General features: G+C 35.8%; 22 protein-coding genes. 14 read left to right on the top strand and 8 right to left on the bottom strand.

Annotated features, from left to right (window positions below; translation table 11 throughout):
- Window positions 1-168 precede the first annotated feature (168 nt).
- The 3 genes from pgi to Q3Y49_RS18815 are packed head-to-tail and all read left to right on the top strand — an operon-like array spanning window position 169 to window position 3,061.
- Window positions 169-1,827 carry a glucose-6-phosphate isomerase gene (gene pgi, locus Q3Y49_RS11445; RefSeq protein WP_303268303.1) on the top strand — a complete coding sequence of 553 codons (1,659 nt, stop codon included), beginning with the start codon at window positions 169-171 and terminating at the stop codon, window positions 1,825-1,827.
- The gene (locus Q3Y49_RS18820; RefSeq protein ID WP_437439973.1) at window positions 1,824-2,504 is read left to right on the top strand and encodes an aminoacetone oxidase family FAD-binding enzyme; all 681 of its coding nucleotides are present in this window, start codon (window positions 1,824-1,826) and stop codon (window positions 2,502-2,504) included. The genes pgi and Q3Y49_RS18820 overlap by 4 nt, the downstream gene beginning before the upstream one ends.
- A gap of 14 nt (window positions 2,505-2,518) precedes the next feature.
- Window positions 2,519-3,061 carry an NAD(P)/FAD-dependent oxidoreductase gene (locus tag Q3Y49_RS18815; protein ID WP_437439972.1) on the top strand — a complete coding sequence of 181 codons (543 nt, stop codon included), beginning with the start codon at window positions 2,519-2,521 and terminating at the stop codon, window positions 3,059-3,061.
- Window positions 3,062-3,102: 41 nt separating this feature from the next.
- Here the strand turns inward: Q3Y49_RS18815 and Q3Y49_RS11435 are convergent, their stop codons facing one another.
- Together Q3Y49_RS11435 and Q3Y49_RS11430 are read right to left on the bottom strand one after the other, a co-directional pair.
- A complete protein-coding gene (locus tag Q3Y49_RS11435; protein WP_303268302.1) occupies window positions 3,103-4,608 on the bottom strand; it encodes a DUF4301 family protein in 1,506 nt (501 codons plus the stop codon).
- 18 nt (window positions 4,609-4,626) lie between these two features.
- A complete protein-coding gene (locus tag Q3Y49_RS11430; RefSeq protein ID WP_303268301.1) occupies window positions 4,627-6,450 on the bottom strand; it encodes a glycosyltransferase in 1,824 nt (607 codons plus the stop codon).
- A 226-nt stretch (window positions 6,451-6,676) separates the two neighbouring features.
- Here Q3Y49_RS11430 and Q3Y49_RS11425 point away from each other — a divergent pair, with 226 nt between their 5' ends.
- From Q3Y49_RS11425 to Q3Y49_RS11415, 3 genes are read left to right on the top strand one after another with little or no spacing between them, the layout of a single operon-like run.
- A complete protein-coding gene (locus Q3Y49_RS11425; RefSeq protein WP_303268300.1) occupies window positions 6,677-9,097 on the top strand; it encodes a glycoside hydrolase family 31 protein in 2,421 nt (806 codons plus the stop codon).
- Window positions 9,098-9,118: 21 nt separating this feature from the next.
- Window positions 9,119-10,324, top strand: coding sequence for a glycosyltransferase family 4 protein (locus tag Q3Y49_RS11420; protein WP_303268299.1), 1,206 nt, complete (start codon window positions 9,119-9,121; stop codon window positions 10,322-10,324).
- A gap of 3 nt (window positions 10,325-10,327) precedes the next feature.
- Window positions 10,328-11,323, top strand: a complete 996-nt coding sequence (locus Q3Y49_RS11415; protein WP_303268298.1) for a polysaccharide deacetylase family protein — start codon at window positions 10,328-10,330, stop codon at window positions 11,321-11,323.
- Window positions 11,324-11,572: 249 nt separating this feature from the next.
- Here Q3Y49_RS11415 and Q3Y49_RS11410 read toward each other — a convergent pair whose 3' ends face one another.
- Window positions 11,573-12,709 (bottom strand): glycosyltransferase family 4 protein, encoded by a 1,137-nt coding sequence (locus Q3Y49_RS11410; RefSeq protein WP_303268297.1) that lies wholly within the window; start codon window positions 12,707-12,709, stop codon window positions 11,573-11,575.
- Window positions 12,710-12,829: 120 nt separating this feature from the next.
- Here Q3Y49_RS11410 and Q3Y49_RS11405 point away from each other — a divergent pair, with 120 nt between their 5' ends.
- From Q3Y49_RS11405 to Q3Y49_RS11385, 5 genes are all read left to right on the top strand, one after another.
- Window positions 12,830-14,068 (top strand): M16 family metallopeptidase, encoded by a 1,239-nt coding sequence (locus tag Q3Y49_RS11405; protein WP_303268296.1) that lies wholly within the window; start codon window positions 12,830-12,832, stop codon window positions 14,066-14,068.
- 2 nt (window positions 14,069-14,070) lie between these two features.
- The gene (locus Q3Y49_RS11400; RefSeq protein ID WP_303268294.1) at window positions 14,071-14,715 is read left to right on the top strand and encodes an O-methyltransferase; all 645 of its coding nucleotides are present in this window, start codon (window positions 14,071-14,073) and stop codon (window positions 14,713-14,715) included.
- On the top strand, window positions 14,712-16,748 hold the full coding sequence (locus Q3Y49_RS11395) for a LysM peptidoglycan-binding domain-containing protein (protein ID WP_303268293.1): 2,037 nt from the start codon (window positions 14,712-14,714) through the stop codon (window positions 16,746-16,748). The genes Q3Y49_RS11400 and Q3Y49_RS11395 overlap by 4 nt, the downstream gene beginning before the upstream one ends.
- Before the next feature lie 168 nt (window positions 16,749-16,916).
- Complete coding sequence (locus Q3Y49_RS11390) at window positions 16,917-17,333, top strand: response regulator (protein ID WP_303268291.1); 417 nt, start codon at window positions 16,917-16,919, stop codon at window positions 17,331-17,333.
- Window positions 17,334-17,366: 33 nt separating this feature from the next.
- The gene (locus Q3Y49_RS11385) at window positions 17,367-18,263 is read left to right on the top strand and encodes a DUF3078 domain-containing protein (RefSeq protein ID WP_303268289.1); all 897 of its coding nucleotides are present in this window, start codon (window positions 17,367-17,369) and stop codon (window positions 18,261-18,263) included.
- Between the two features lie 48 nt (window positions 18,264-18,311).
- Here the strand turns inward: Q3Y49_RS11385 and Q3Y49_RS11380 are convergent, their stop codons facing one another.
- The 3 genes from Q3Y49_RS11380 to Q3Y49_RS11370 form a co-directional block, all read right to left on the bottom strand.
- Window positions 18,312-18,623, bottom strand: coding sequence for a DUF8493 domain-containing protein (locus Q3Y49_RS11380; protein WP_496559700.1), 312 nt, complete (start codon window positions 18,621-18,623; stop codon window positions 18,312-18,314).
- Window positions 18,624-18,895: 272 nt separating this feature from the next.
- Window positions 18,896-20,005 carry a DNA polymerase III subunit gamma/tau gene (gene dnaX, locus Q3Y49_RS11375; RefSeq protein ID WP_303268286.1) on the bottom strand — a complete coding sequence of 370 codons (1,110 nt, stop codon included), beginning with the start codon at window positions 20,003-20,005 and terminating at the stop codon, window positions 18,896-18,898.
- A 90-nt stretch (window positions 20,006-20,095) separates the two neighbouring features.
- Window positions 20,096-20,512 (bottom strand): 6-pyruvoyl trahydropterin synthase family protein, encoded by a 417-nt coding sequence (locus Q3Y49_RS11370; protein ID WP_303268285.1) that lies wholly within the window; start codon window positions 20,510-20,512, stop codon window positions 20,096-20,098.
- Between the two features lie 91 nt (window positions 20,513-20,603).
- Here Q3Y49_RS11370 and rfaD point away from each other — a divergent pair, with 91 nt between their 5' ends.
- From rfaD to Q3Y49_RS11355, 3 genes are all read left to right on the top strand, one after another.
- Entirely contained in the window at window positions 20,604-21,557 is a 954-nt protein-coding gene (gene rfaD, locus Q3Y49_RS11365; RefSeq protein WP_303268284.1) for an ADP-glyceromanno-heptose 6-epimerase, read from the top strand.
- 78 nt (window positions 21,558-21,635) lie between these two features.
- The gene (locus Q3Y49_RS11360) at window positions 21,636-22,457 is read left to right on the top strand and encodes a mechanosensitive ion channel family protein (protein ID WP_303268283.1); all 822 of its coding nucleotides are present in this window, start codon (window positions 21,636-21,638) and stop codon (window positions 22,455-22,457) included.
- Between the two features lie 143 nt (window positions 22,458-22,600).
- Window positions 22,601-23,752 (top strand): BamA/TamA family outer membrane protein, encoded by a 1,152-nt coding sequence (locus Q3Y49_RS11355; protein WP_303268282.1) that lies wholly within the window; start codon window positions 22,601-22,603, stop codon window positions 23,750-23,752.
- A 7-nt stretch (window positions 23,753-23,759) separates the two neighbouring features.
- Here Q3Y49_RS11355 and Q3Y49_RS11350 read toward each other — a convergent pair whose 3' ends face one another.
- Together Q3Y49_RS11350 and Q3Y49_RS11345 are read right to left on the bottom strand one after the other, a co-directional pair.
- Entirely contained in the window at window positions 23,760-24,947 is a 1,188-nt protein-coding gene (locus tag Q3Y49_RS11350) for a hypothetical protein (protein ID WP_303268281.1), read from the bottom strand.
- Window positions 24,944-25,813: a hypothetical protein gene (locus Q3Y49_RS11345; protein ID WP_303268280.1), complete on the bottom strand. Its 870-nt coding sequence runs from the start codon at window positions 25,811-25,813 to the stop codon at window positions 24,944-24,946. The genes Q3Y49_RS11350 and Q3Y49_RS11345 overlap by 4 nt, the downstream gene beginning before the upstream one ends.

Here is a 25,813-nt window from a genome sequence, read left to right as displayed (position 1 = left end):
ATAAAATATTTTTCAGAGGAAAATTTTACAATAATAACTAATGGAAGGGCGATGATCGGATGTGCAATCCCAGAATCTTAAATTTCAACAAAAAACTTACTAAAACTATCTTTTTACAGGATAGGCTTTAACTTTGCATCGATTTTTAAGCATAGACTTTAAATAACAATGGCATATATTTCACCGATCGAGACCAAAAGTTGGAAAAAGCTGGAGGAGCATTATCAAAACACCAAAGGTATCCATCTCAAAAAACTATTTGAAGACGATAAAGGGAGATTCGAAAAATTCACCCTCAATACTGAATCCCTTTTTATAGATTTCTCTAAAAATAAAATCACAGAAAAAACGCTCAGTTTATTATTGGAGTTAGCAGTGGAGATGGAAATTCCTGAAGCCATTGAATCTATGTTTACGGGTAATAAAATCAACCAAACGGAAGATCGTGCGGTACTGCATACTGCCTTGAGAGATTTTTCCAACAATCCTGTTATGGAATCAGGCCAGGATGTAATGCCTTTAGTGAAAAAGGTGAGAAAGCAAATGGAGACCTTCAGCCAAAAGGTGCATTCAGGAGGATGGAAAGGCTATTCTGGCAAAGAGATTAAGCATATTGTCAATATCGGAATTGGCGGCTCTGACTTAGGGCCTGTTATGGTTACCGAGGCTTTAAAACCTTATAAAGTAAAAGGAATCGAGAGTCATTTTGTATCCAATGTTGATGCTACTCATATAGCAGAAGTTTTGCAAAAAATTGATCCTGAAACAACATTGTTTTTAATAGCCTCCAAAACATTTACTACCCAAGAAACCATGACCAATGCCCATACAGCTAGAAGATGGTTTTTGGAGAATGGAGGCAGTGAAGATACAATCAAAAAACATTTCGTAGCGCTAAGTACTAATAAAGCAGGCGTTGAAAATTTTGGGATAGACCCAGCCAATATGTTCGAATTTTGGGATTGGGTTGGTGGTAGATATTCGCTTTGGTCTGCAATCGGATTATCGATTGCCTTAAACATAGGGTATGAAAATTTTGAAGCGCTATTAAAAGGAGCACATGAAATGGATGTTCATTTCAAGGAAGCTCCATTATCTGATAATGCGCCTGTAGTCTTAGCTTTGATTGGCATATGGTACAATAATTTTTACAAAGCCGAAACGGAAGCTATTTTACCCTATGACCAATATTTGCACCGATTTGCTGCATACTTTCAGCAAGGGAATATGGAAAGCAATGGGAAATCAGTTGATAGAAATGGTAAGCCTGCAACTTATCAAACAGGACCAATCGTCTGGGGTGAACCAGGTACGAATGGACAACATGCCTTTTACCAATTAATTCATCAAGGGACAAAAATGATTCCATGTGATTTCATTGCTCCAGCAGTTTCCCATAATCCTATCGGGGACCATCATCAGAAATTGTTAGCTAATTTCTTTGCACAAACTGAGGCTTTAATGAATGGAAAGACAGAAAAAGAAGCTAGACGGGAATTAGAACAAAAAGGCTTACAGTCAGAAGAAATCGAGAAATTATTGCCTTTTAAAATATTTAAAGGTGATAATCCCACCAACTCCATATTGATGAAGAAAATAACCCCTAAAAGCTTGGGTAGTTTGATTGCACTTTATGAACATAAAATATTTGTGCAAGGCATCATCTGGAATATTTTTAGTTTTGACCAATGGGGAGTGGAGCTAGGAAAGCAATTGGCGGGTTTAATTTTGCCTGAATTAGAGCATGACAATCCTGTTATTGGACATGATGCTTCCACTAATGGCTTAATTAATGAATATAAGCGGTTGAGAAAGGGTAAAAATTGACTAAATTCATCATTATAGGAGCTGGTGCAGCAGGCATTTTTGGAGCTATTAATATAGCAATTAAGAATCCTGATGCGAAGGTGATGGTATTGGAAAAATCAAGCAAGCTACTATCCAAAGTTAAAATCTCTGGTGGTGGGCGGTGCAATGTGACAAATGTTTGTCAGGAACCCCAAGAGCTTATCAAACACTATCCGAGAGGCCATAAAAAACTTAGAAAAGCATTTGAGCAGTTCGGTTCTAAAGAAACTATAGCGTGGTTTGAAAACAGAGGTGTTCAGCTGAAAGCGGAAGCCGATGGGAGAATGTTTCCCATTACAGATGATTCACAAACCATAATTGATTGCCTTTTGAATGAATGCAGAAAACACAAAGTACAAATCAGAACGAAAGTATCAGTAGAATCAATTGAAAAAACGGAGAACGGCTTTTCACTGATTTTAAAAGGCTCTGAAAATCTTGAGTGCGATAAAGTATTAGTGGCTACTGGCGGACATAATAAACTAGAATCCTTTCAGTGGTTGGCTGATTTGAGGCATAGTATTTCCGAGCCTATCCCCTCTTTATTTACTTTTAACCTGCCAAATTCTCATATCACGACTTTATCAGGAGTTTCAGTTTCTGATGTTGAAGTAAAAATTGCCGGAACAAAACTATCTCATCACGGCCCTTATTGATTACTCATTGGGGCATGAGTGGGCCAGCAGTGCTGAAACTTTCCGCTTGGGGAGCTAGGATTCTGTATGATAAGAATTATAACTATTCAGTGCTTGTTAACTGGCTGGCGACTTCCAATGAGGAAGAAGCTAGAATGAGACTCATTGAATTTCAATCAGAAAATCCTAAAAAGATGTTATTCAACAGCAATCCTTATCAATTGCCAAAAAGGCTGTGGGAATATCTTCTCACTAAATGTGATATTGATGAAGGCTTACGCTGGAATAATTTTTCAGGTAAAAAATTCAATAAGCTTGTCAACCACTTAGTAGCGGATTTATACGAGGCGTCAGGAAAGACTACTTTCAAGGAAGAGTTTGTAACAGCAGGAGGAGTAAAATTAGGCGATGTTAATATGCAAACTATGGAAAGCAGAAACTGCCCAGGCTTGTTTTTTGCAGGTGAAGTTTTGGATATTGATGGCGTCACTGGGGGTTTTAACTTTCAAGCCGCTTGGACTACAGCTTGGTTGGCTTCGCAGGGAATTTCAGAAAATGAAAAAGCCCTTCAAAATTAACTAAAAGGCTTTCCGTTTTTATTAAGGTTTGGTTTTACAAATCACCCTGCTTGATGTTCTTCCCTTAGTAAATCATTAACTGTTTTTACAGGATTAAAGGTTGATAATGGCACTTCTACAAAAAGCGTAATCCAATCAGACATTGCACCATTCCACAAGCCTGGAAGCTCCAATGCTTTTAACTCCTTACCATCTTTGGATTTAGCGGTAATAAATCCTGTTTCTGGATTTCTATATTTTATTAAATCAAACTTTCGACCATGTAAATCCTTAATTCCACAAACCAAATCAACTGGATTGAAATGAGTGGAATTTTGCAATGCTTCCTGCGCCCTTTTATCATCAGGATCAATTTGGGATGTTTCTGCTATTTGCAAGTTTAATGAGCCATCCTCTTCTTTTACCCAGAAAGGACCACCTCCTGGCTCTCCAGTATTTTTCACCATGCCACATACCCTTATTGGTCGGTGCAATAAATACTGCAGATAACCTACTTTCTCTGAAAAATCTAATTGAGCATAATCGTTCTTAAATACTAAAAACAGATCCTTTCTGGCAAAATTCTCAATTTCTAATAATTCCAACTCACTGATATTTCTTTCCAATTGATTTTGATAACCAAACAATCTACTTTGGACACTCATTAACAATCCGGCTAAAGCTTTCTTATAGTGAATAGTATTCAATTTTAAATGATCAGGTACTACATTATCGATATTTTTGATAAAAACTATATCGCTATCTAAATCATTCAAGTTTTCAATTAAAGCGCCATGACCAGCAGGCCGAAATAGAATACTTCCATCTTCATTGTAGAAAGGAGTATTATCAGGGTTGACTGCAATGGTATCAGTTTCAGGCTTTTGTTGAGAAAAGGTAATATCAAATTCACTGAAACCCTTCCTTATATGGTCCGCATGCTCTTCGAATAGTTTTTGATGCTCAGGTGAACAAGTAAAATGCAATCTAACTTTTCCTTCAGTCCCTCTTGCATAATTTTCACCTTCTGTAAAATGCTCGGCTACCGGTGTTTTAATTCCTGATTTATAATCATGAAATTCCAAGAGTCCTTTGGGCAAATTCCCGTAATTTAATCCATCTTCGAAAAGCAGAGTTTGTACGATCTTATGATACTCTCCATTCTTTAGAGCTTGATCGATCCCACTTCCATTCTCTTGCATTTCCTTATCTAATGCTTGAGAAAACGCGAAATTATGAATATTGTCAAAGAATTTTTTCAAAAATTGATCATGCTCTGCTTTAGATTCGTCTTCCTCCAGAAAAGCATACAAATTCTTAAACATCCGACTAGCAGCTCCACTTGCAGGTACAAATTTTATCAAGTTATAATCATTTGACTGCTTCTCATAAAAGGAAATAAATTCATCTATACTTTTTTCAGATAATTGAATCAATCCATCTCCAATAGTTGCGGGTCTGTCAATGGGCAAGTAAGGAAATCCTTTTTTAAATCTATTTAACTGTTCCTCTACCAGATCAATTGACTTTCCTGCTTTTTGAATATCTTCTTGTAATTTACTATCCATAATTTTAGGTTGTTAGGTTTAAAAATATGTCTCTAAAGCCATTTTGTAGCTACTTTCATAAGCGCTATACAAATTCTTCCAATCAAAAACTTCTGATAAATCTTCTGACATATTCCGCATATCAATTCTTTCTCTACTAGTGATTTGGGTAAAATCCCACATCACATTCGTCAATTCCTCAGCTGCCTCATCAAAGCTTTTATTGGCTCTTTTTACTATGAACATTCCATGCTTTCTATCTCCGATACTCACATTCTTCATGTAGTCTCCGAATCCTGACAAATCTGAAGTCACTGAAGCTACACCTCTTGCCAAAGATTCTAAAGGCGTATATCCCCAAGGTTCATAATAGCTTGGAAAAACTCCAAGATGGCAAGCCCTTACAAAATCATCATACTCCATTCCAAATAACGGATTCGTGGACGATATAAAATCAGGATGATACACTACTTTAACTTTATCGGATTCGTGGTTGACAAGGTTGGCGGTTCTCAAGAAATTTAAAATATCGTCTTTATCATCGTTCACTAAATTATGCGTTACCACGGGCGGCAAACCACCTGACTTCCATGCCTGTATGGTTCTTCTGTGCCGCAATTTCCAATAGTCATCGACCATATCATTTAGATTAGGGAGCTTATGATCTCCTTTACTTGAGGCGGCCTGACGATATAATCGATTCTTAATCTGTTCTACTATTGCATTTGAATTGGTATTAATTTTATCCAACATCGCCCTTGCATTCAAAACATCAGGATTGATGGACTGAACAGGTTGACGTGTAATAAAAAACATGACCACAGTTAATGGGGAGTTAGCTTCCTTCAATCTATGGTTTAAGCGAGCCAATGCTTCTAGGGTTAAATCGTAACCTTTATTGGAATATTCAAATCTCCCAGAGGTAAAAAAGTAAAGTGTTTTACTTAAGTTAAATGAATAACTTTTAAAAAAATGCCCCATAATAAACTGCTCAAGTAGAAGCTTATATTTATGATGCAAATTCTGTACTTCATGTAATACTGAGAACCTTTCTATATTTAAGCCATTAGGTAATATTTTATCTGGGCTCCTACCCAGCAAATGAAAACATTCTTTTCCTGTCACTTCACTGACGGTTGTAAAAACATGTGCACCATGAACACAAGCTCGCTCTAATTTAACATTTGCCTCTACATTAAAATGAACTGCTTCTTTATGCCAATCCATAAATGGAAGGTGATCATAAAATTGGGGGTCGTTCATAGCCAAATATCTACCTAAAAGTGTGGCATGAGTTGTAAATATTGTTTGCAGAGGAACTTGATCTCTACGCAAGTTTGGAATTGCAGAACCAGCCATCCATTCATGGAAATGGGCTATTGGCTTCAATTTTTTATCAATGGCCACTCGAGTCAACTCAGAAAGAAAAATATGCACCATGTATCCAAAAGCCAATACCTCATCCATCAGTGGATCATGATTTTTAAAATCTATTCCATGATTTTGCCAATAATAGTATTTAATATCACCTAATTCGTGAAAGGAAGACTTATGGTCAAACAGTAAGGTTTGAGGTCTACCCGATACTAACCAATATCCACTCTTTATATTTAAACCTTTCTCTCTACATATTCTTAAAGTTTCATCAATTACATCGTGACCAAACTGTGCCTCTTCAAAATCGGTGGCTGCTTCTTTGGGCGCATAAGGACCTAGAAGAACATAGTTTTTTCCCCAGTTTTTCACCATAGTAGGTACCTTGGATCGTATAACCGTGTAAATTCCGCCTACTTGATTGCAGACCTCCCAAGCCACTTCGGTTAAAATATGTGCTTCATTATCAATCGAATTAGTTTCCTTCATACTTGTTCGTTTCTCAATATCTGGAATAGAATACTTAATTTATAAGAATAATCTGTAAATAAGACCAAATGGAGTGAAAATCAATCCAGTTTTGTTAAATTAAAATAGCTTTTAGTCTTAGAACCTTAATTTAAAAAAAATAAGCAAATACTTAGTGTATTAACTACAATAAGTAGTTAATTTGTATTGGAATTGGCGATAAATCGCTAAATAGTAATACTTTAATATGGAAGAAAATAAAGATAAAGCTGAGGAGTCTGCGAAGGATTTTGAAGGCAATTATATAGAAAAATTTAAAGAGCACAAGGAAGAGGAATTTTATCCTGGTGGAATCATCAGCTGGAAACAGAAAAAAGGCAAAATAAAAATTTATGCCCAACACTCTTCCTTGGAACTCAGTATTATTAGTGAGAAAATCCTAAAATTCCGTTACGCCAATGATGGATATTTTGAAAATGACTTTTCTTACGCAATTGATCCAGAATTCGAATTTGAAAATACGAATTATCATTTCGAGACATCTCAAGATGCATTAATTGTCAGTACTGATTTGCTCAAGTGCATCATTAAAAAATCAGATGCAACAATCAAAATCCTTGATAAGGATGGAAAAATGTTAGTTGAAGATGAAAAAGGCTATCATTGGAAAGATGAAAAAAGATTTGGTGGACATGTGGTTATTTCTACCTTAAAATCTTCGAAAAATAATAAATATTACGGCTTAGGCGATAAAACAGGCAGTCTAAATTTAAATGGAACTCGTAGAGAATTATGGGGCACCGATTGCTATGGATATGGCAATGAAACAGACCCTGTTTATAAAAACATTCCGTTCTTTATGGGTTTGAATGATGGAGAAGGCTATGGTATCTTCTTAGACAATTCTTTTCGGACATTCTTTGATTTTGGGCATGAGAGAAAAGAGGCCTTAAGTTTTTGGGCACAAGGAGGGGAAATGCGATATTACTTCATCTATGGTCCTAAGTTAGAAAATGTAGTGCAAGATTACACCGAGCTGACAGGAAGATCCCCTCTCCCACCAAAATGGGCATTAGGTTACCATCAGAGTAAATGGAGCTATTATCCTGAGCAAACAGTTCGTGAATTGGCTAATAACTTCCGCGACAAGAAAATTCCATGCGATGTGATCCATTTAGATATTGATTACATGGATGGCTATAGAATCTTTACCTGGAATAATGAAAGGTTCCCAAATCCAAAGCAGATGATTGCCGATTTGAAGGAAGATGGATTTAAGACCATCGTAATTGTTGACCCCGGAATTAAAATTGATCCGCTCTATACAGTTTTTCAACAAGGTGTTCACCATAATTATTTCTGCCAAAGAATGGATGGTGCCAGATTTAAAGGCAGTGTTTGGCCTGGTCCTTGCCATTTCCCTGACTTCACAAATCCTGCAGCAAGGAAATGGTGGTCAGGATTATTCGGAGGACTAGTACAAGATGGAGTGGCTGGCGTTTGGAATGATATGAACGAGCCTGCAGTATTTGAAGAAGGCACATTTCCACGTGATGTAAGACATGATTATGACGGTCATCCGTGTAGCCATCGAAAAGGACATAATGTTTACGGAATGCAAATGGCCAGAGCAACCTACGAAGGCTTAGAGCAATTTTCAGGAAATAACAGAAGCTTTACCATCACCCGCTCAGCATATGCAGGAATTCAAAGATTCAGCTCTGTTTGGACAGGAGATAATATGGCCTCATGGGAGCATTTGAAAATTGCCAATATTCAGTGCCAAAGATTAAGTGCTTCGGGTGTTTCTTTCTCTGGCTCTGACGTAGGGGGATTCATCGGAGCCCCTGATGGAGAACTGTATACTCGTTGGATTCAAATGGCTACTTTCCATCCATTTTTCCGAACGCATTCATCAGGAGACCATGGCGACAAAGAGCCTTGGCAGTTTGAAGAAAAATATTTGAACATTGTAAGAAGATTTATCGAAATGAGGTATGAAATCATGCCATACCTCTATACGACCTATTGGCAATATGCAGAAAATGCTAAACCTATGTTGCGGTCGATATCTTTAGTATATCAAAACGATACTGAGACTTTGGACAGAGAAGAAGAATTTCTGTTAGGCCAGTATTTACTGATTTGCCCGGTTTCCGCTCCTAAAGTAACTGAAAGAATGATGTATTTGCCTGAGGGCAAATGGTATAATTTCTGGACTGATGAGATATTATCGGGAAAAAGGGAAATTACTGTCCAAACTCCTTTGGATCAAATTCCAATGTTTGTAAAAGCGGGAGCAATTCTCCCTATGCAGGATAAAATGCAGTATGTGGATGAATTCATTCCCGAAAACATCAAACTTCACGTTTATAAAGCTTTAGAAGAAACAGAAAGCGAATTATATGAAGATGATGGACTGACCAAAGATTTTGAAATGGGTATCAGTACTTTGCACACTTTTATTCAAAAGCCCGTTGATAATGGTGTAATCATTCATCATAATCTGGACAAAGAATTTGAAAGTGGAAATAAAGGATTTGAAGTGATTCTACATGGATTTGAAAATATTGAAAAAGTAATAGTAGATGGTCATACAATTAGTACCATCGCTAATTCAACATTTATCGTTAGTAAAGAATTTACTACAATTGAAATCATAAAATAGTAACCTTATAAAAAATTGCCCATGGAAGTTTTGATGATCGGACCAGGAAAACCAAGCCCACAGAACAGCGGACTGGGAATCGCATGCTATCATATTGCTCAGCATTTAGCTGAAAAGGTGCATCTGAAATTATTCTCGGTCGAGAGTGCAGATGAATTAGCGGAGCAAGAAACTGAGCAAAGTAGAATTGAAACAGTCAATAGACAAAAGCTCACTAACCAACAGCAATTGAATGCCGATTTAGTTCACCTGTCTGTTAAAAGTGAACTCAATCCCTATTTTTACGCTGGAAGTGTTGAAATTGAAGAGCAATACAATGATAATATTGAAATTTCTGTACAAGAAGCATTAGAGGATTTCAGCCAAAAAATCATTTCCAAAAGCAGGAATCTAGATTTTGATATTATTTATGCGCATGATTGGACCGCCATTCCTGCATCCAAGCAATTAAAAGAGTTGAGTAAAAAACCTTTTGTTTTGCATATTCATGCCTTGGATTACGATCGTAGTGGAAAAAAAAGCAATTCATGGTTATTTGACTTGGAAAGGGAAGGCATGCAGAAAGCTGATTTAGTAATAGCCGTGAGCAAGTACCATAAAAACATAATGGTAAAAGAATACGGTATTTCAGCTTCCAAGATCAAGGTAATCCATCATGGAATTAATGAATTAAAACCATCTGCTTATAAGGCCCCATTCAAAGAGGATATTGTTCTTTTTTGTGGAAGATTAAGTTTACAAAAGGGTGCTACGACCTTTATAGATATTGCAGAAGCACTAATACAAAAGGAGAATAAACTTCGATTTGTTGTCGTTGGGCAAGGTGAATTGATGGAAGAAATGATTTCGTCTGCTACTGAAAAAGGACTAATGGATAAAATTCATTTCACAGGTTTTTTACCGCAGGAGGATGTTTTTGCTGTCATGAAAGCTTCTCAAGCGATGGTGATGCCGTCATTATCAGAGCCCTTTGGTCTATCTGCTTTGGAGGCTGTGAGTTTGGAAGTGCCACTAGTTTTATCAAAAAATTGTGGCGTGGCTGAAGTTTTAAGTAATGTAAACACAGTGACTACAAAAGATGCAGCTGCATATGCAACAGCTGTTCGAGCACTACTGGCTGACAAAAAGCAATCTTTAAAAGTCGCCAAAGAAAACGCAGCGTCTGTTAAGAAAAGAAACTGGAAAGATGTTTCATCTGAAATTTTATCAGCACTAAAGCAAGTATAAAAAATGGATAATTACCAAATCATACATTTCAATCACCCGCTGGAGGTAAAAAGATTATCATTTTTAGATATTGGAAAAAATCATTCAGCCATAAATGAACTTAAAAGTCAGCAAGATTTTGTCAATGATTTCGCTGATTTGGTTCATTCAAAATTGAAAACTGTATTAAAAATGGCGGATGAAAGAAAAATGCCATTAGTGTTTTTCAGTTTACCATTTTTGAAATTTCTCAAACAGCATGACACAAATTTGATGTTGGAGATCAAAAAACAAGTTGATACTGGAAAAATACAATTGGTAGGTTCATGTGCCTATCATTCATTCAGTTACTTATGTTCTCCACTTTTATTCAAAAAAGAGGTCGAATTATATCTGGATGGATTAAATGAATATTTTGAAAAGAAGCCTGGGATTTTCATTAATACAGCTTGCTTGTACGATGATCAAGTCGCTGAAATAGTAAATGCGCTAGGTTATCAAGGAATTATTGCCACCGCAAACCCCTGGCATTTGGCGGGGAAGCATTCTGGTCAAGTGTATAAATCGAATACCGCACAGCCCTTCAATATATTACTTTCTAATGGTGACGGTCCAGACAATTTTCAAATTAGCCTGGTGAATGGTTATGGAAGTGCCTACAACTCTGATTTTATAGACAAAGGCGTGTCAAATAATAAGCAAATTCAAGAGTTGTTCATGCTAGACAGTTCTGATGAGCACTCTGTTTATGCAGTAAGTTTGCCATTAAGTTCTCCTTCATGGGAGCATAAAATACCTGATTACACGAATAATCCATTGCAAAAAGCATTATTGAAACAAGCTGCTAATTTGGTTAACCAATTTCATGAAAAATTATCAGATGAAGATTATAAGCTTTTAATGCTGTTATGCCAACCCGACCACCTGTTGCAAATCAATCAAACTAGCAAAGAAGAAGGATACGATCATTTTATTAGCAGCATGAATTGGTTGACGGATATTAGTTTGCGGTATAAGTGAAAACGGAATTACTAGTGGGTTAATGTTTTCGGTGATAGGTCTTAGGTTGCAAATTATCTCTAGTTCAGATGATAGTATTTTAACAGCAGTCGTTAATTTTTCCGTCTATTATATTTCATTTCCCTAATAAAAATGTTTATCTCAGCTTTATTCACATTTCTTATCTAATTAGTACCACCTACTTTCAGACCGAACTGCAGTTACCAACCTACTCATGACGTGAGTTCCGTGTCTTTCCCCAATTGGGGCTTAGGGGGCTTTATAAATGCCCATCAAATCTCCAGCTATTTTTTCGGCCGAAAACTGCACTAAGTGTCCCTCTACGCCAACAAGCAACTGCTCATTAAACGCATTATCATCTGCTAGTTTCACCATTTGCGAAGCTAATTCTTCATGATTTTTTGGATTCGCATAAAGTGCATGCTTCCCTCCTGCTTCTTTCATAGCGGATTGATTGCCCGTCACCACAGAAGTACCGACAGAAAGGGATTCTAACACAGGGATTCCAAAACCTTCAAAACTCGATGGATACACAGAAGCTACCGCTCCTTTATAGAGATAAGGCAATTCAGTGAATGGGATATTATTGTAAATCCGAACATTTTGATCAAGCCTCAAATCATTAATTTCCTTTTCCACTTCTTTTTGATAATCCGTTCTCTTTCCTACAATCAACAGCAGTAAATCATGATTTACTTGATCCAAAACCAATTTAAAAGCTTGTACCAAATCCTTAGCATTTTTCCTGTCTTCGATTGAACCTACATACAAAAAATAAGGCTGATGTAAGCTGTATTGATCCAATAGGTACAACAACCTTCTGGTTTTCAATTCCTGCTTATAGATGGGGTGAACACCCTGATAAACCACATGGATCTTAGACGAATCAATGTCAAAAAATTCTATGATATCTTTTTTAGTTTGTTCGCTGATCGCAATAATTTCATCTGCCTTTTTACATGCAGACTTAAATTTCTTTTTATAAATCCTCCTATCTATGAAAGGATAAAAATCAGGATATCTCAAAAATATTAAATCGTGAATAGTGACAATTTTCTTCGTCCTATTTTTTAAGCCCGAGGGCAATTCATTGCTAAGTCCATGAAATACATCCACATCTTCCTTCTCTGCCAATTTGCCGATTCTTTTAGAGCGCCAAGCACTTTTGAGAGCGCCTGCTTTCCATAAGCCTGAAGGTAAGACAGTAATTTCTTTATTTTCCTTCAAAAAATGGGCGGCTTCATCACGTGTAGACACTTGAGGTGTGAAAAGTGAATACTGCTCCTTGGGATACTGTTCTTTCAAGGCAGAAATTACAAACCGACTATAATTGCCTAATCCCGTAAAATTATTGAAAGCACGCTTGGCTTCGAAAGCTATATGCATATTAAAAAATTAAATCTTCATTTTGTCACAACTCAAAACTAAATAAATTTCTTTTGTGGTACTCATTACTTCTTTAAAAAGAAAGATAATTTGTAGTTTTGCATTGAAGCGGGGGAATGAATGAATCAATATAAAGTAAAGACATTAGAAAACGGGATCCGGGTGATCCACCAACCAGTAAGTAACTCTAAAATAGTCCATTGCGGATTCGCTTTGGACATTGGAAGCCGTGATGAAAAACCACATCAGGTGGGTATTGCCCATTTTTGGGAACATATGGCTTTTAAAGGCACCAAAAAACGTAAGACCTTTCACATTCTCAACAGATTGGACTCTGTCGGAGGTGAGTTGAATGCCTACACTACCAAAGAGAAAATATTTTTCCATGCATCTGTTTTGGAGCAATATCTCGATAAAGCCATGGATTTATTGGTGGATATCACCTTCCAATCCATTTTCCCTGAAAGACAAATTGAAAAAGAACGGCAGGTCATTTTAGAAGAAATGGCGATGTACAAAGATTCACCTGAAGATGATATTCAAGATCAATTCGATGAAGTCATTTTTTCAGGACACCCACTTGGAAACAATATTTTAGGAACTGAAGAAAGCCTCAAAAGCTTTACTCGAAATCATTTCTTAGAATTTTTAGAAGAAAATTTAGATACAGAGCGAACGGTTTTTTCGATCGTAGGTGATATTCCTGAGAGAAAATTGGAACGCTATGTTAAGAAATACTTAGAGCCCATTGCACATCATAAAAGGAAAAGAGAAAGAATTCCTTTTGAAGTTTATCAACCTAACACCTTGAATTTCGATAAAGAAATTTCTCAATCTCAATGTGCGATTGGTACCACCGCCTACCCTATTCATCATCCCAAAAGACTTGCATTTTTTATGTTGGTCAATATTTTAGGTGGGCCTGGAATGAATAGTCGCTTAAATATGGCCCTACGCGAAAAATACGGATTTGTGTATGCTATTGATGCTGGCTATCATCCATTCACTGATACTGCTCTTTTCAGCATATTTTTCGGGACAGACCCTGGTCAGCTTCCGAAAAGCATAAAACTGGTAAAAAAGGAACTCAAAAAATTGAAAGATCAGCCTCTAGGCAGTTTGCAATTGCATGTTGCCAAACAACAACTTATGGGACAATTGGCAATGGCAGAAGAAAATAATATGAGCTATATGTTGATGTTGGGCAGGAGTTTATTAGATAAAGATAAAATCGAATCTTTAGATGAGCTTTTTGAACAAATAAAGCAAATTTCAGCTAAGGATTTACAAAATACCGCCCATGAGATATTCGAAGATGATCGATTGAGCATCTTAACTTATAAAGCTAAAAGAAGATAAATATGGAATTCCTAGATCCTGACTTAGACAAATATATTGAAGCTCATACCGAGCCTGAGAATGAGTTACTCCATAAAATCAACAGGGAAACACATACCGAAGTTTTAAAACCCCGTATGTTAAGCGGACATTTGCAAGGCAGGGTATTATCGATGCTATCTCATATGATTCAGCCTGAAAACATCTTGGAAATCGGCACTTACACGGGCTACTCGGCTCTTTGTATGGCAGAAGGATTAAAAGAAAATGGAAAACTGATTACCCTAGATGTAAACGAAGAATTAGCAGATCGGGTAAAATCTTATTTTCAGGCGTCACTTTTCTCAGACCAAATAGAAGTGAAAATTGGAAAGGCATTGGACATCATACCAACTCTCAATAAAACTTGGGATATGGTGTTTATAGATGCAGATAAATCAAATTATTTAAACTACTACCAACTTTGTATTGAACAAGTGAGAAAAGGCGGATATATTTTGGTCGACAATGTATTGTGGAGCGGAAAAGTATTAGAAAAAAACAGAAAAAAACTAGACAAGGATACTGAAAGTATGCTGAATTTCAACGAATTTGTGCATCAAGATGATAGAGTTCAAAATGTGTTATTTCCCATCCGAGATGGATTAATGATTTTAAGAAAAAAATGAATATAAAACTTTCTCTTTTCACATCAGCAATATTTGTACTTACAGTTGTAAAGCTTTGTGCTCAGCAAGTTCCTTCTAGAATGGAATTTGCAAACATGGAACTTCGACTTACCACAGGAGCTATAAAGGACATTCAAGCTGATGTGGACGCTCTCACCAGAAGTGAAACTTATTTCCAAAAGAAACTGGAGCGCGTGGATATGTATATGCCGATCATTGAAAGAATTTTCAGAGAGGAAGGCTTACCTGAAGATTTCAAATATTTGGTCATACAAGAAAGCGCTTTGGTATCCGATGCTGTGTCTAGTAGCAATGCGGTAGGTTTTTGGCAATTTAAGGAAATATCTGGACTTGAAAACGATTTAAGAATTGATCGTCATGTAGATGAAAGGATGAATATAGTTTCATCTAGCCGTGCAGCAGCAAACTATCTAAAAGATCATAATAAATATTTCGATAATTGGGCTTATTCTTTAATTGCTTACCAAAGAGGTCGAGGTGGTGCCGCTGACGTAATTGATGAAAGTAATTTTGGCAAAAGTAGCTTAAAAATAACCAGTGATACTTATTGGTATTTGAAAAAATTCCTTGCTCATAAGGTAGCATTTGAACATACTATTGGAACCTCAAAGCCTCCTTTTTATCTGAAGGAAATTGAAAATGTAAAAGGAACATCTCTAAAAACGATTGCAAAAGAAGAAAATGTGTCGCTTGAGCAAATAGAAGAATATAATAAATGGATTAAGAGAGGAGCTATACCAGAAGACAAAAATTACACTGTCATTGTACCTCTAACCAATTTAGAGAAGATTGAAAAATTGCAGAGCCAGCGGCAAACCACATCTAAAGACTTACCTGGCAATATTGATGATCAGCAGCAACAAAATTTCCCTTTAGTAGGTAATTATCCTAGCAGGGCTGACAGAACAATCCCACATAAAGTAGAGGTAAATGGATTAGACGGAATCTATGCTCCAGCAGGATATACAGTGGAAAAATTAGCAAAAACTGCAGAGGTTGATCAATTCAAATTTAGAAAATGGAACGATCTTAAAATTAGAGAAGAATTAGAAACAGGTAAGATATATTATTTAAGACGAAAAAGCAACAGGGCAAAATTCTATTATCACACAGTAGCGCAAAATGAAAACATGTGGGAAATAAGTCAGAAATATGGACTTAAGCTTAAAAAATTATACCGAAAAAACAGGATGGAACCACCACAGCAACCTAAAGTTGGCAGGGTACTATGGTTGCGTCATAACCGACCAGCAAGTCTCCCTGTAGAATATAGAGAACCACCTAATCAAGAAAACGAAGCTCATGATCTAAATGAAACAAAAGCGATCGTGGAAAGTCAAGCTGAACAAGCAAAAGTCCCATTAGTCGAAAAAACTGAAGTAGAAAAATCTTCTCAAATGGAGAAGCAGGCAGCGGATAGTCTTAAAATAGAAGATCCTAAAAGTATAAGTATTGATAGCACCCAATATAACATTAAGGATACTTTATCTACTAAGGCTAACGATATGGGACAAATGGATTCGGTAGCAATTTCCGAGGCTCAAAAACCTGTAGACGATTCCGTTGCTCAGGAAATTACTTCTGAAGAAAATGAAAACTTGGAAACAGAAATTGAGTATGACGAGAACGACTTCACTGATTATTCCATAAAGAAAGGAGATACTTTTTTTTCAATTGCCAATAGATTTAATATGAAAATTTCAACATTATTGAATGCAAACGACTTGGGGATAAGAGACACATTATCGATTGGTCAAATTATAAAAGTAAATACTGATGGTTATGTTGCTCAAAATGATATAGTTGAAGATAAACAACCTGCTACAAATGAGACTTCTAAGGAAAACATAGAGATAAAAGAAAACAATATAGAGCACAGGGTTACCTCAGGAGACACTATGTACGCGTTGGCCAAGAAATACAATGTCACCTTAAAAGAAATCATGGAGTGGAACAATAAAGAAGACTACAATTTGAGAGAAGGCGAATTAATTATGATTAAGCAGAAATAAATATGCTCTAAGCATAAATTCCTGCCTACAATATCTTACATTTGTGTCATCTATCGAAAAAATATCGCATTTCGAAAGATTTATGTTTTAATTAAAAAAAACTTTACTTATGTTTAGAACTAACTCTAAACAGGGTATATTGATCAATAGATTACAAGGGTAAATTACATGGTAACAGCTACAAAAACTGTTGATTTAGTGATGCTTGTTGATGATAATGATACTGACAATTTCATTAGCAAACGAATCATAGAAATAACTGAGTTCGCAAAATACGTGGAAATCAAAAATTCGGGCAAGAGTGCCTTGGAGTATTTGGAAGAGCACAAGGATGATCCTGACAAGCTTCCAAATATTATATTTTTGGATATTAATATGCCCATTGTGGATGGGTTCGTATTTTTATATGAATTTGAGAAATTCTCTGATATCGTAAAAGATAAATGCAAGGTTATCATTTTATCAAGCTCTGATAATAAGAGAGATATTGATAAGATCGTCAATAATGATCATGTAATTAAATTTATCACGAAGCCCCTAACAGAGAATGCTCTTAACGAAATTAGGTCTCTCGATCTATATTAATTAGATTTTCCATCCATCAATTTTATCTTTATCATGAAGATTATCAAGACTAGTTTTATCTTGTTTTTCCTAAGTTCTTTAGCTTATTCCCAAACTGATAGTATTAAATCTGACACTACATATTGGGAGAAAGGAGCTGTTTTAAACCTTAATTTTTCACAAGTAGATCTGACCAATTGGAATGGAGGTGGTAAAAGTTCAATTTCCATTGGTGGTTTAACAAATTTCAATGCCAATTATACCAAAGGAAAAAACGTTTGGGACAATCGTTTAGATATGGCCTATGGCTTATTAAGACAGGGAGAAAGCGAAGCTCCGTTTGTTAAAACTGATGACAATATCATATTAACATCACGATATAGCCGACAATTAAAAAAACGAATGTTCCTGTCTGCCATTGTGGATTTCAGAACGCAATTTGATGAAGGCTTGAATGATGAGAGCGTTGTAATTTCACGATTCATGGCACCGGGCTTTTTGCTTGCAAATATTGGTGTTACTTACAAATACAAAAAGCTTTTTACCGGAACTCTTTCGCCATTATCTTCTAAAAGCACATTTGTTATGGATGACAGTCTTTCAACAGCGGGAGCCTATGGGGTTGAGGCAGGCGAAAATTTTAGATTTCAGGGTGGTATAAACTTTTCCTCATCCTTTCAAAAGGATATCTGGGAAAACGTCAATCTATCAACTAATTTGAACCTCTTTGCTGATTATGAAAAATTAGGCAACGTTGATGTAAACTGGGAAACTGCACTCAATTTTAAAATCAACAAATTTCTTTCCGCTAGTTACAGTACCCAGTTCATTTATGATGATGATATCAAATCAAAGGAAATAATTGTGAATGAAGCTACAGGAGAGTCTAGAAATGTTGCTGGAGTGCAGTTCAAGAGCGTAATGAATATAGGTCTCAATATCAAAATATAAAGTACAACATCTACACCGAGTTCAATCATCCTTAAATTCAATCAAATTTTAGTAATCTGTATCTAAGCCAAAAGTGTCTTTCAGCTTGCTTAGTAGTGGATTCTCTTTTAACATGGCTTCAAACTTTTCCTTTGGTGTATAAGGACGCTCTGCGGCCTTCTCTATATTGACCTTATGTTGTAATTGAATTGCACTATTTTGAAATTTATTTCGTAAAAAGGTTAAAAAATCTGATTTGATCCTTTCAATTCCATCCACTTCTATCGGATTGGTCAATTCTACAGTGATCGATTCATTTTCAAGTCTGATTGAATTTTTTAAGGAGTTCTCCGCCACTGGCCCTACTTTATTCTTATCAATAAACTCTAAGATTGCAGCCTTAAGGGAAGATTCATTAAAATCAGCCTTTCCTTCACTATGATTTGCTAAATCTACAACCTCCTCTTCAGGCCCATTTTCGAATTCCTTTTTAGAGATAGTTTCCTTTTCTAGCGTTTTAATTCTATCACCTGGCTTTGGTATAGATGGTGAAGACTTTAAAGGCTTAGCTTCAGTAGCTTTTGCAGCAATTTGATCAGCTAGCGACTTCTGACTTGCTTTATTTCGATCAGTTTCCTCATCTTCAGACTGACTTAACTCACTTTTTTTTTTAAAACTGCGTCATGTTGCTTTGCTAAATCTACTGCACTGTTGATTTTTGCTAACTTCATTAAAGCCAATTCAACGGCCAGTCTCTGGTTCTTGCTTGCCTTATAGGATTGATCTGTTTGATTAAGTATCTGTAATCCAGAAAGTATAAATGAAGGAGAAACGTCCTTAGCTTGTTGTTGGTATTGAGCTTTTACTTGTTCAGAAACTTCCAACAGCTGCAAGGTAGATGTATCTTTACATACTAGCAAATCTCTGAAATGAGCAGCCAGACCATTTACAAAATTATGACCATCAAATCCGTTTTTTAAGATCTCATCAAACAATAAAAGTGCCTCAGGAATTTTTTCCTGATGTAAAGCATCTGTCACTTTAAAGTAATAATCATAATCCAGAATATGAAGATTATCAATTGTTGCCTGATAGGTGATCTTATTATTAGGAGAGAATGTAACTATTAAATCAAATATGGAAAGTGCATCACGCAGCGCTCCATCTGCTTTTTGTGCAATTAAATGCAATGCCGCTTCTTCAGCCTCAATACCCTCCCTCTCAGCTATCTCTTTGAGATGTTCTGAAATATCAGAAACTTTGATCCTATTGAAATCATAAATCTGACATCTTGAAAGAATAGTTGGAATTACTTTATGCTTTTCCGTTGTGGCTAAAATAAATATCGCATAGGAAGGCGGTTCCTCCAATGTTTTCAAAAAGGCATTGAAAGCCGCATTGGAAAGCATGTGAACCTCATCAATTATATAAACTTTATATTTCCCATGCTGAGGAGGAACTCTAACTTTATCAATCAGATTCCGAACATCATCTACAGAATTATTCGAGGCAGCATCTAATTCATAGATATTTAGGGAAGATGACCCTTCCATATTATCCACTTCAAAATCGTTGATCAGTCTTGCTAAAATTCTAGCACAAGTAGTTTTCCCAACCCCCCGTGGTCCACAAAATAGTAATGACTGCGCCAAATGATCATTATCAATTGCATTCTTTAAGGTGGTAGTGATATGCTTCTGCCCTACTACTTCATCAAAACCTTTTGGTCTATATTTCCTTGCTGATACAACAAAATTTTCCATTAGTGCAATTTATAAATACCCTTTTGATTTTAAGATATGATTAGAAGATAATTACAAAATTTTTTCAACAATCGCGACCACTTCTAACATCTACCCATAATACTCTACAAAATTTCTTGGAGTTTCATATAATGTTAATTTGTGAAGACTAGAACCTACTTGGAGCTTTTTAACCTTTGGTTCCAAAATATTCCAAAACTCTGCAATAATTATTTCACAACTCGCCATTTTCCCTACTAAAAATGGGACATCAAGATTCAAATTTTTATGATCAACCTTATCAATCACTTCTTTCTTGATGAGGTTGCTCAATTTTTTTAAATCAACTACAAATCCTGTATCAGGATCTGGATCGCCCTTTACTGTCACGATTAACTCGAAATTATGACCATGCCAGTTTTCATTGGCACAAGGACCAAAAACTTCTTCGTTCTTTTCCCTGCTCCAGTTAGGATTAAAAAGCTTGTGCGCTGCGTTAAAGTGTTCTTTACGATTAACGTAAACCATGTCAATCTTAATTTTTAGGGTGCAAATATACGTTTATTCATTTATAATAAATAGTTTTGCTTAAAGAGCTTAATTCAAAAACATACATCTTATGATAATAGTTACAGGGGCCGCTGGATTTATTGCTTCAAACCTCATCAAAAAACTCAATGCAGATGGTTTTAAACATATTATTGCTGTTGATAAGTTTGATCGTCCTGACAAAAATAAAAATTTAGAAGACTTAATTATTCAAGAAAACATTGAACGAGACGTTTTCTTTGAATGGTTAGAAGGGCAAAATGAGAAAGAAGTAGAATTTATATTTCATTTGGGAGCCAGAACAGATACATCAGAATTTGATACTGAACTTTTAACTGAACTTAATACAGATTATACTAAAAGGATTTGGCAGAAATGTATTGAAATGCAAATTCCCCTTGTATATGCCAGCTCTGCAGCGACATACGGTTTAGGTGAATTAGGTTATGAAGATGATGAAAGTAAAATACCAGATTTGAAGCCGCTTAACCCGTATGGTGTTTCAAAAAATGAATTTGACAAATGGGCTCTTCAACAGGAAAAGAAGCCCTTCTTTTGGGCCGGATTAAAATTCTTTAACGTATATGGTCCGAGAGAGTATCATAAAGGAAGAATGGCAAGCGTAATTCTGCATGCTTACAAACAAATCTCTGAAACGGGCAAGATGAAATTATTCCGATCTCATAATCCAGATTACAAAGACGGAGAACAGATGAGAGATTTTGTATTTGTAGATGACGTTGTCAATGTAATGATTTGGTTAATGCATCACCGTAAAAATTCAGGTTTTTACAATCTGGGAAGCGGAAAAGCTCGTACTTTCTTGGACTTGGTGAAAGCAGTTTTTAAATCTATGAACAAAAAAGAAGATATCAGTTTTATTGATACTCCAGAAGATATACGAGATAAATATCAGTACTTCACTGAAGCAAAAATGGAGAAATTAAAATCTATAGGATATCTGCATGAGTTTACAGATTTGGAATCTGGAGTAGAAGCCTATATCAAAGAAATGAAACTATAAGTGATATAATACGATAAAATAACCTATGTTATTACATTAAAATTAATCCTGAACTAAAACTTACCAAACCATACGATTATGTTTGAACAATTAGACCCGGAATTATTAGATAAAATTTATACCTACGCTATTGAAATTGGAATAGCTTTAATAAAGGTAATTCTCATATTTATTGTAGGTAGAATTACTATTAGTTACCTTATGAAAGGGATAAAAAAAGCCTTCAAAAAATCTGAATTGGACGTATCCTTGGCTTCCTTCTTAGGTTCATTTTTTCGTTTTGTATTCTATATTGCACTGGTCTTAGTAATAGCCCAAAGCATTGATATCAAAATTGCTGCTTTACTAGGAGTGTTAGGTGCTGCTGGTCTGGCAATTGGATTAGCATTGCAAGGAAGTTTATCCAATTTTGCTGGTGGTATCTTGATTTTGGTTACTAAACCTTTTAAAGTAGATGATATAATTGAAGCTCAAGGATATTTTGGCGTGGTGGAAAAGATTGATATCCTGCACACCCATATTAGAACTTTCGATAATCAATTAATCGTCATGCCTAATGGTGGGTTAGCAAACTCAAGCGTTACAAATACAACGGCAAAGGAAACGAGAAGAGCAGAGCTTAAAGTTGGAGTTGCCTATGGCTCAGATCTACAGAAAGTTCGAGAATTGATCTTAGATGTTGTTAATAAAGATGAGAGAATTCATGCTGATCCAGCTCCTGTCGTAAAATTTACCAATTTTGGAGATAGTTCTCTTGATTTAAGTGTTAGGCTGTGGACGGACACTGATAATCTATGGCCAGTGTATTGGGACAATATGGAATCCATCAATAATGCTTTTGTAAAAGAAGGAATTGAAGTTCCATTCCCACAACGAGATGTACATATGAAATCAAAATAAAATTTAAATATTGATCTTTTTCACATAGCCTTTGAGAATCTCAAAGGCTATTTTTTTGTTTCAATTGCAAAAAATAATTGCTGGAATTAAACAACTAATCGATCTAAAATCGTTCTTTTACAAATTGTAATAAATTTAAGTTAGTGAAGCAAACCAAATCAATTTTTCTCAGTCTAGCGATTATTGTTCTTATTTTATTAAATGATCATAAGATTTACTCTCAAAATTTTGTAAGTAAGTACATCAACAGTATTATTAATGATACTAGCGACATTTCGAAGCCTCAGTTTCTCATTTATCCGACTCTAGCCTATGCACCTGAAACAAGCTGGGAAATTGGTTTAAGTTCCTTATTGGTATTTTACGCAAAACAAGATACAGCAAACCGTCTAAGTGAAATTAATGGCTTTACATTTTTCACTTTAGAGAATCAATACGGATTGTGGTTTGACCATGCCATCTATTCAGATGCGGATAAATGGTTTTTTTTAGGCAGGTTAAGATTCCAAAGTTTTCCGCTTTTCTACCATGGCATAGGTAGTAATTCGCCAGAAGATTACATAGCCAGAGTTGATGCAAATCAAATATTTATAAAAGAAAGAGTATTAAGAAAAGTTAAAAAGAATTTATTTATAGGGTTAGAAATGGACTTGCAGCGTTTGAGTGCTGTTGAATTTATTCCTGCAGAAGGTAATAATGGAATTCAAGAATTACCTCTAGGGAGTGAGGGGTCCACTAATTTAGGTTTTGGAATTGGCTTAGTGCATGACAATCGACATAATGTTCTAAATGTTAGAAAAGGCTTTTTCTCAGAGCTGGCTTTGCTTCATTATAATGAAGTATGGGGAAGCAGTTACGATTTCACCTCCATAATATCAGACACAAGGATTTACAGACCCATAGGGAACAACAATGTTTTAGCCACACAGATTTTAGGTCAGTTTAATTCTGGAAATGTACCTTTTAATCAATTGGCATTAATGGGCGGTGAAAGTATCATGAGAGGCTATTATTATGGAAGATATAGAGATCGAAACCAAATTGCTGCGCAAATGGAATATAGATTTCTGCCCATTCCTTTTGGTTTTACCGATAGAATTGGGGCAGCGGTTTTTGCTGGTGCTGGAAAAGTCTTTCCCGACCTCAATAACTTTGACCTCAATAACATTGTGGTTTCAGGAGGAGCTGGGGTGAGATTTCTGCTATTTCCCAAAAAAGATATTTACACAAGATTTGATGTTGCTTTTACACAAGAAGGCCCGGGTTTTTATTTGTTTATCGGTGAGGCTTTTTAAACAAGAACTACAAAATCTCACCTAATTGGTCTTTGCTAATCTTCTGCAAATAGATTCGTTCAAATCTTCCAGCCAGAAATGTGGTACCAGCAATAGCTATCCCCCCATCTTCTAAAGAAGTAATGCTAGATAAGGTAAACGGATTCAGTGTCCCTAAATAATACGTAGCCTCCAGTTGGCCTGAATTGACATCATAAAAATACAATACTACTTGTCTTCCCTCAGTTTCACTCGCTATGATCACTAATTCACGATTGATGCCATTAAATGGAATAATCCGACAAACCGCTTTCTCAGCTATTTCGGGGATATTTCTATCAAATAAATTTACAGAAGAACTTATATTGTTTAGAGGTAATGCCGTTTTTGCACTCATAAAATGATCAGAAAACTGATAGCCAACAATAGCGAAATCAGCTGAAGCAGTAGAATAGGCAGCTTTCATTCCTGCATCGGTCCCTTGGCCTTGTAAAACCCCTGTTGGATTATCTCCGAAATTAGTAAACACCATAGACAAGGTGTAATTATAAAATCCATTGAAATAATAACGGTTACCTGCTGATTGTCCACAAAAGAAAGGGATCCTAGCACTCCTTTTTGTAAAATGATTGACGATAGCATCTTGCACATCACTTCCAGGCCCAATGGAATAACCTACTTGCTGCAATACCTCCCCTTCCCTGCTTATTTCAGTCAAAATAGAATTTAAGCCGTTAGGGTCGTATGATAACAATAGTAAATTATTTCCGGCCGTTACATTTGCCGCCAAGGGATATGAAGCTGTTGTATTTAAGGCGGTTGTGGTTACAGTCCCATCTGTAGAGACAGTTCCTAAATATGGGCGTAACGAATTTCGGTCCATGCAAAAGAAATAAAGTAAACTTCCGACTTTAAGTAAAGATTTGGTCGGTGCTACGAAATTTTCATCTAGTTGATACTCAGTCGTAAAATCCCCTAATGAATCTGTTACCACCAAATTGATTCCAGAAAAGTCACTTGATGTTATGCTCCTTTCAGATAGAATAAAATATTTATTTTCACTGTACTGCAAGCCTACCGGTTGATATGATGCATTATAATCTGCGTCATCATATATTTTCAAAAAAGATAATTGCTCAGGAGCCAATTCTTCATTTTCACAAGATAACGTGAGAATGGAAAAGATTAACAAAAAAAATAATAGTCTGTTTTTCATAGTGCTTTAAACTGGCTGTCAATATATCGGAGTGGGAATACAAAACTTAATGAGGCACTGTAATTTTGTAGACTATAATCATCTTGGACTTCACCAAAGGAAGAAAATGTGTTTTCATCAAATCTAGTTTCTTTATTTACTATAGACTGAAAACTATGCCTGTACTGAATATCAATAATTGATCGAATATTCCAAAAATCAAAGCTCACTCCTATTCCCCCCAAGACTCCCCAATTATTATTAATTTCTTCCTTATTATTAAGTTTGATGTTTGCTCTTTCAAATTCCACAGGCTCTCCTGAAGCATAATCTGTTTCAAAAATTTGAACCTCTTTGTTTGCATCAAAAGCTATGGAATAAAATGCACCTGCCATCACAAAAGGCCTGACTCTGTCTCCAATAATATCATATTTCACAGCCAATGGCAATTCTAGAAAAGTGATGCTTTGCTGGACATCATAGCTAGTTTCATACTGATCCCGTTCCGATTCACCAGACCAACTTAACTGGCTACTATAATTTATATTATTCCTGAAAAATGTCGGGAAACTCATAATGGAAAATCCCTTATGATAAAAGGTAACATCAAGTCCAATGTGAAAAGCCGGATTGACGAAGTTCTCATACTCTTTATCCAAATTATCAGCACTATAATTAATAGGATTTAATCCAGAAAAGCTATCTAATAAAGTGGTCTGTGTAAAATTTGTACCTCCTCTAATCCCTAACCACCATTGGGTATTTAAAAACTCCTTTGCCTGTGAAGCCGGTGTACTTGGTTTTTTTCGCTTTTGAGCTATCCCTTCACAAACGGAAAACAACAACATAAAAGACAGCAACACTGTTAACAATCTTAGTCTTGGCAT

The organism is Marivirga harenae, from assembly GCF_030534335.1.
Classification (GTDB): Bacteria; Bacteroidota; Bacteroidia; order Cytophagales; family Cyclobacteriaceae; genus Marivirga; species Marivirga harenae.
The sequence above is the reverse complement of the archived record's forward strand: the minus strand, read 5'-3'. Positions and strand labels throughout refer to the sequence as shown.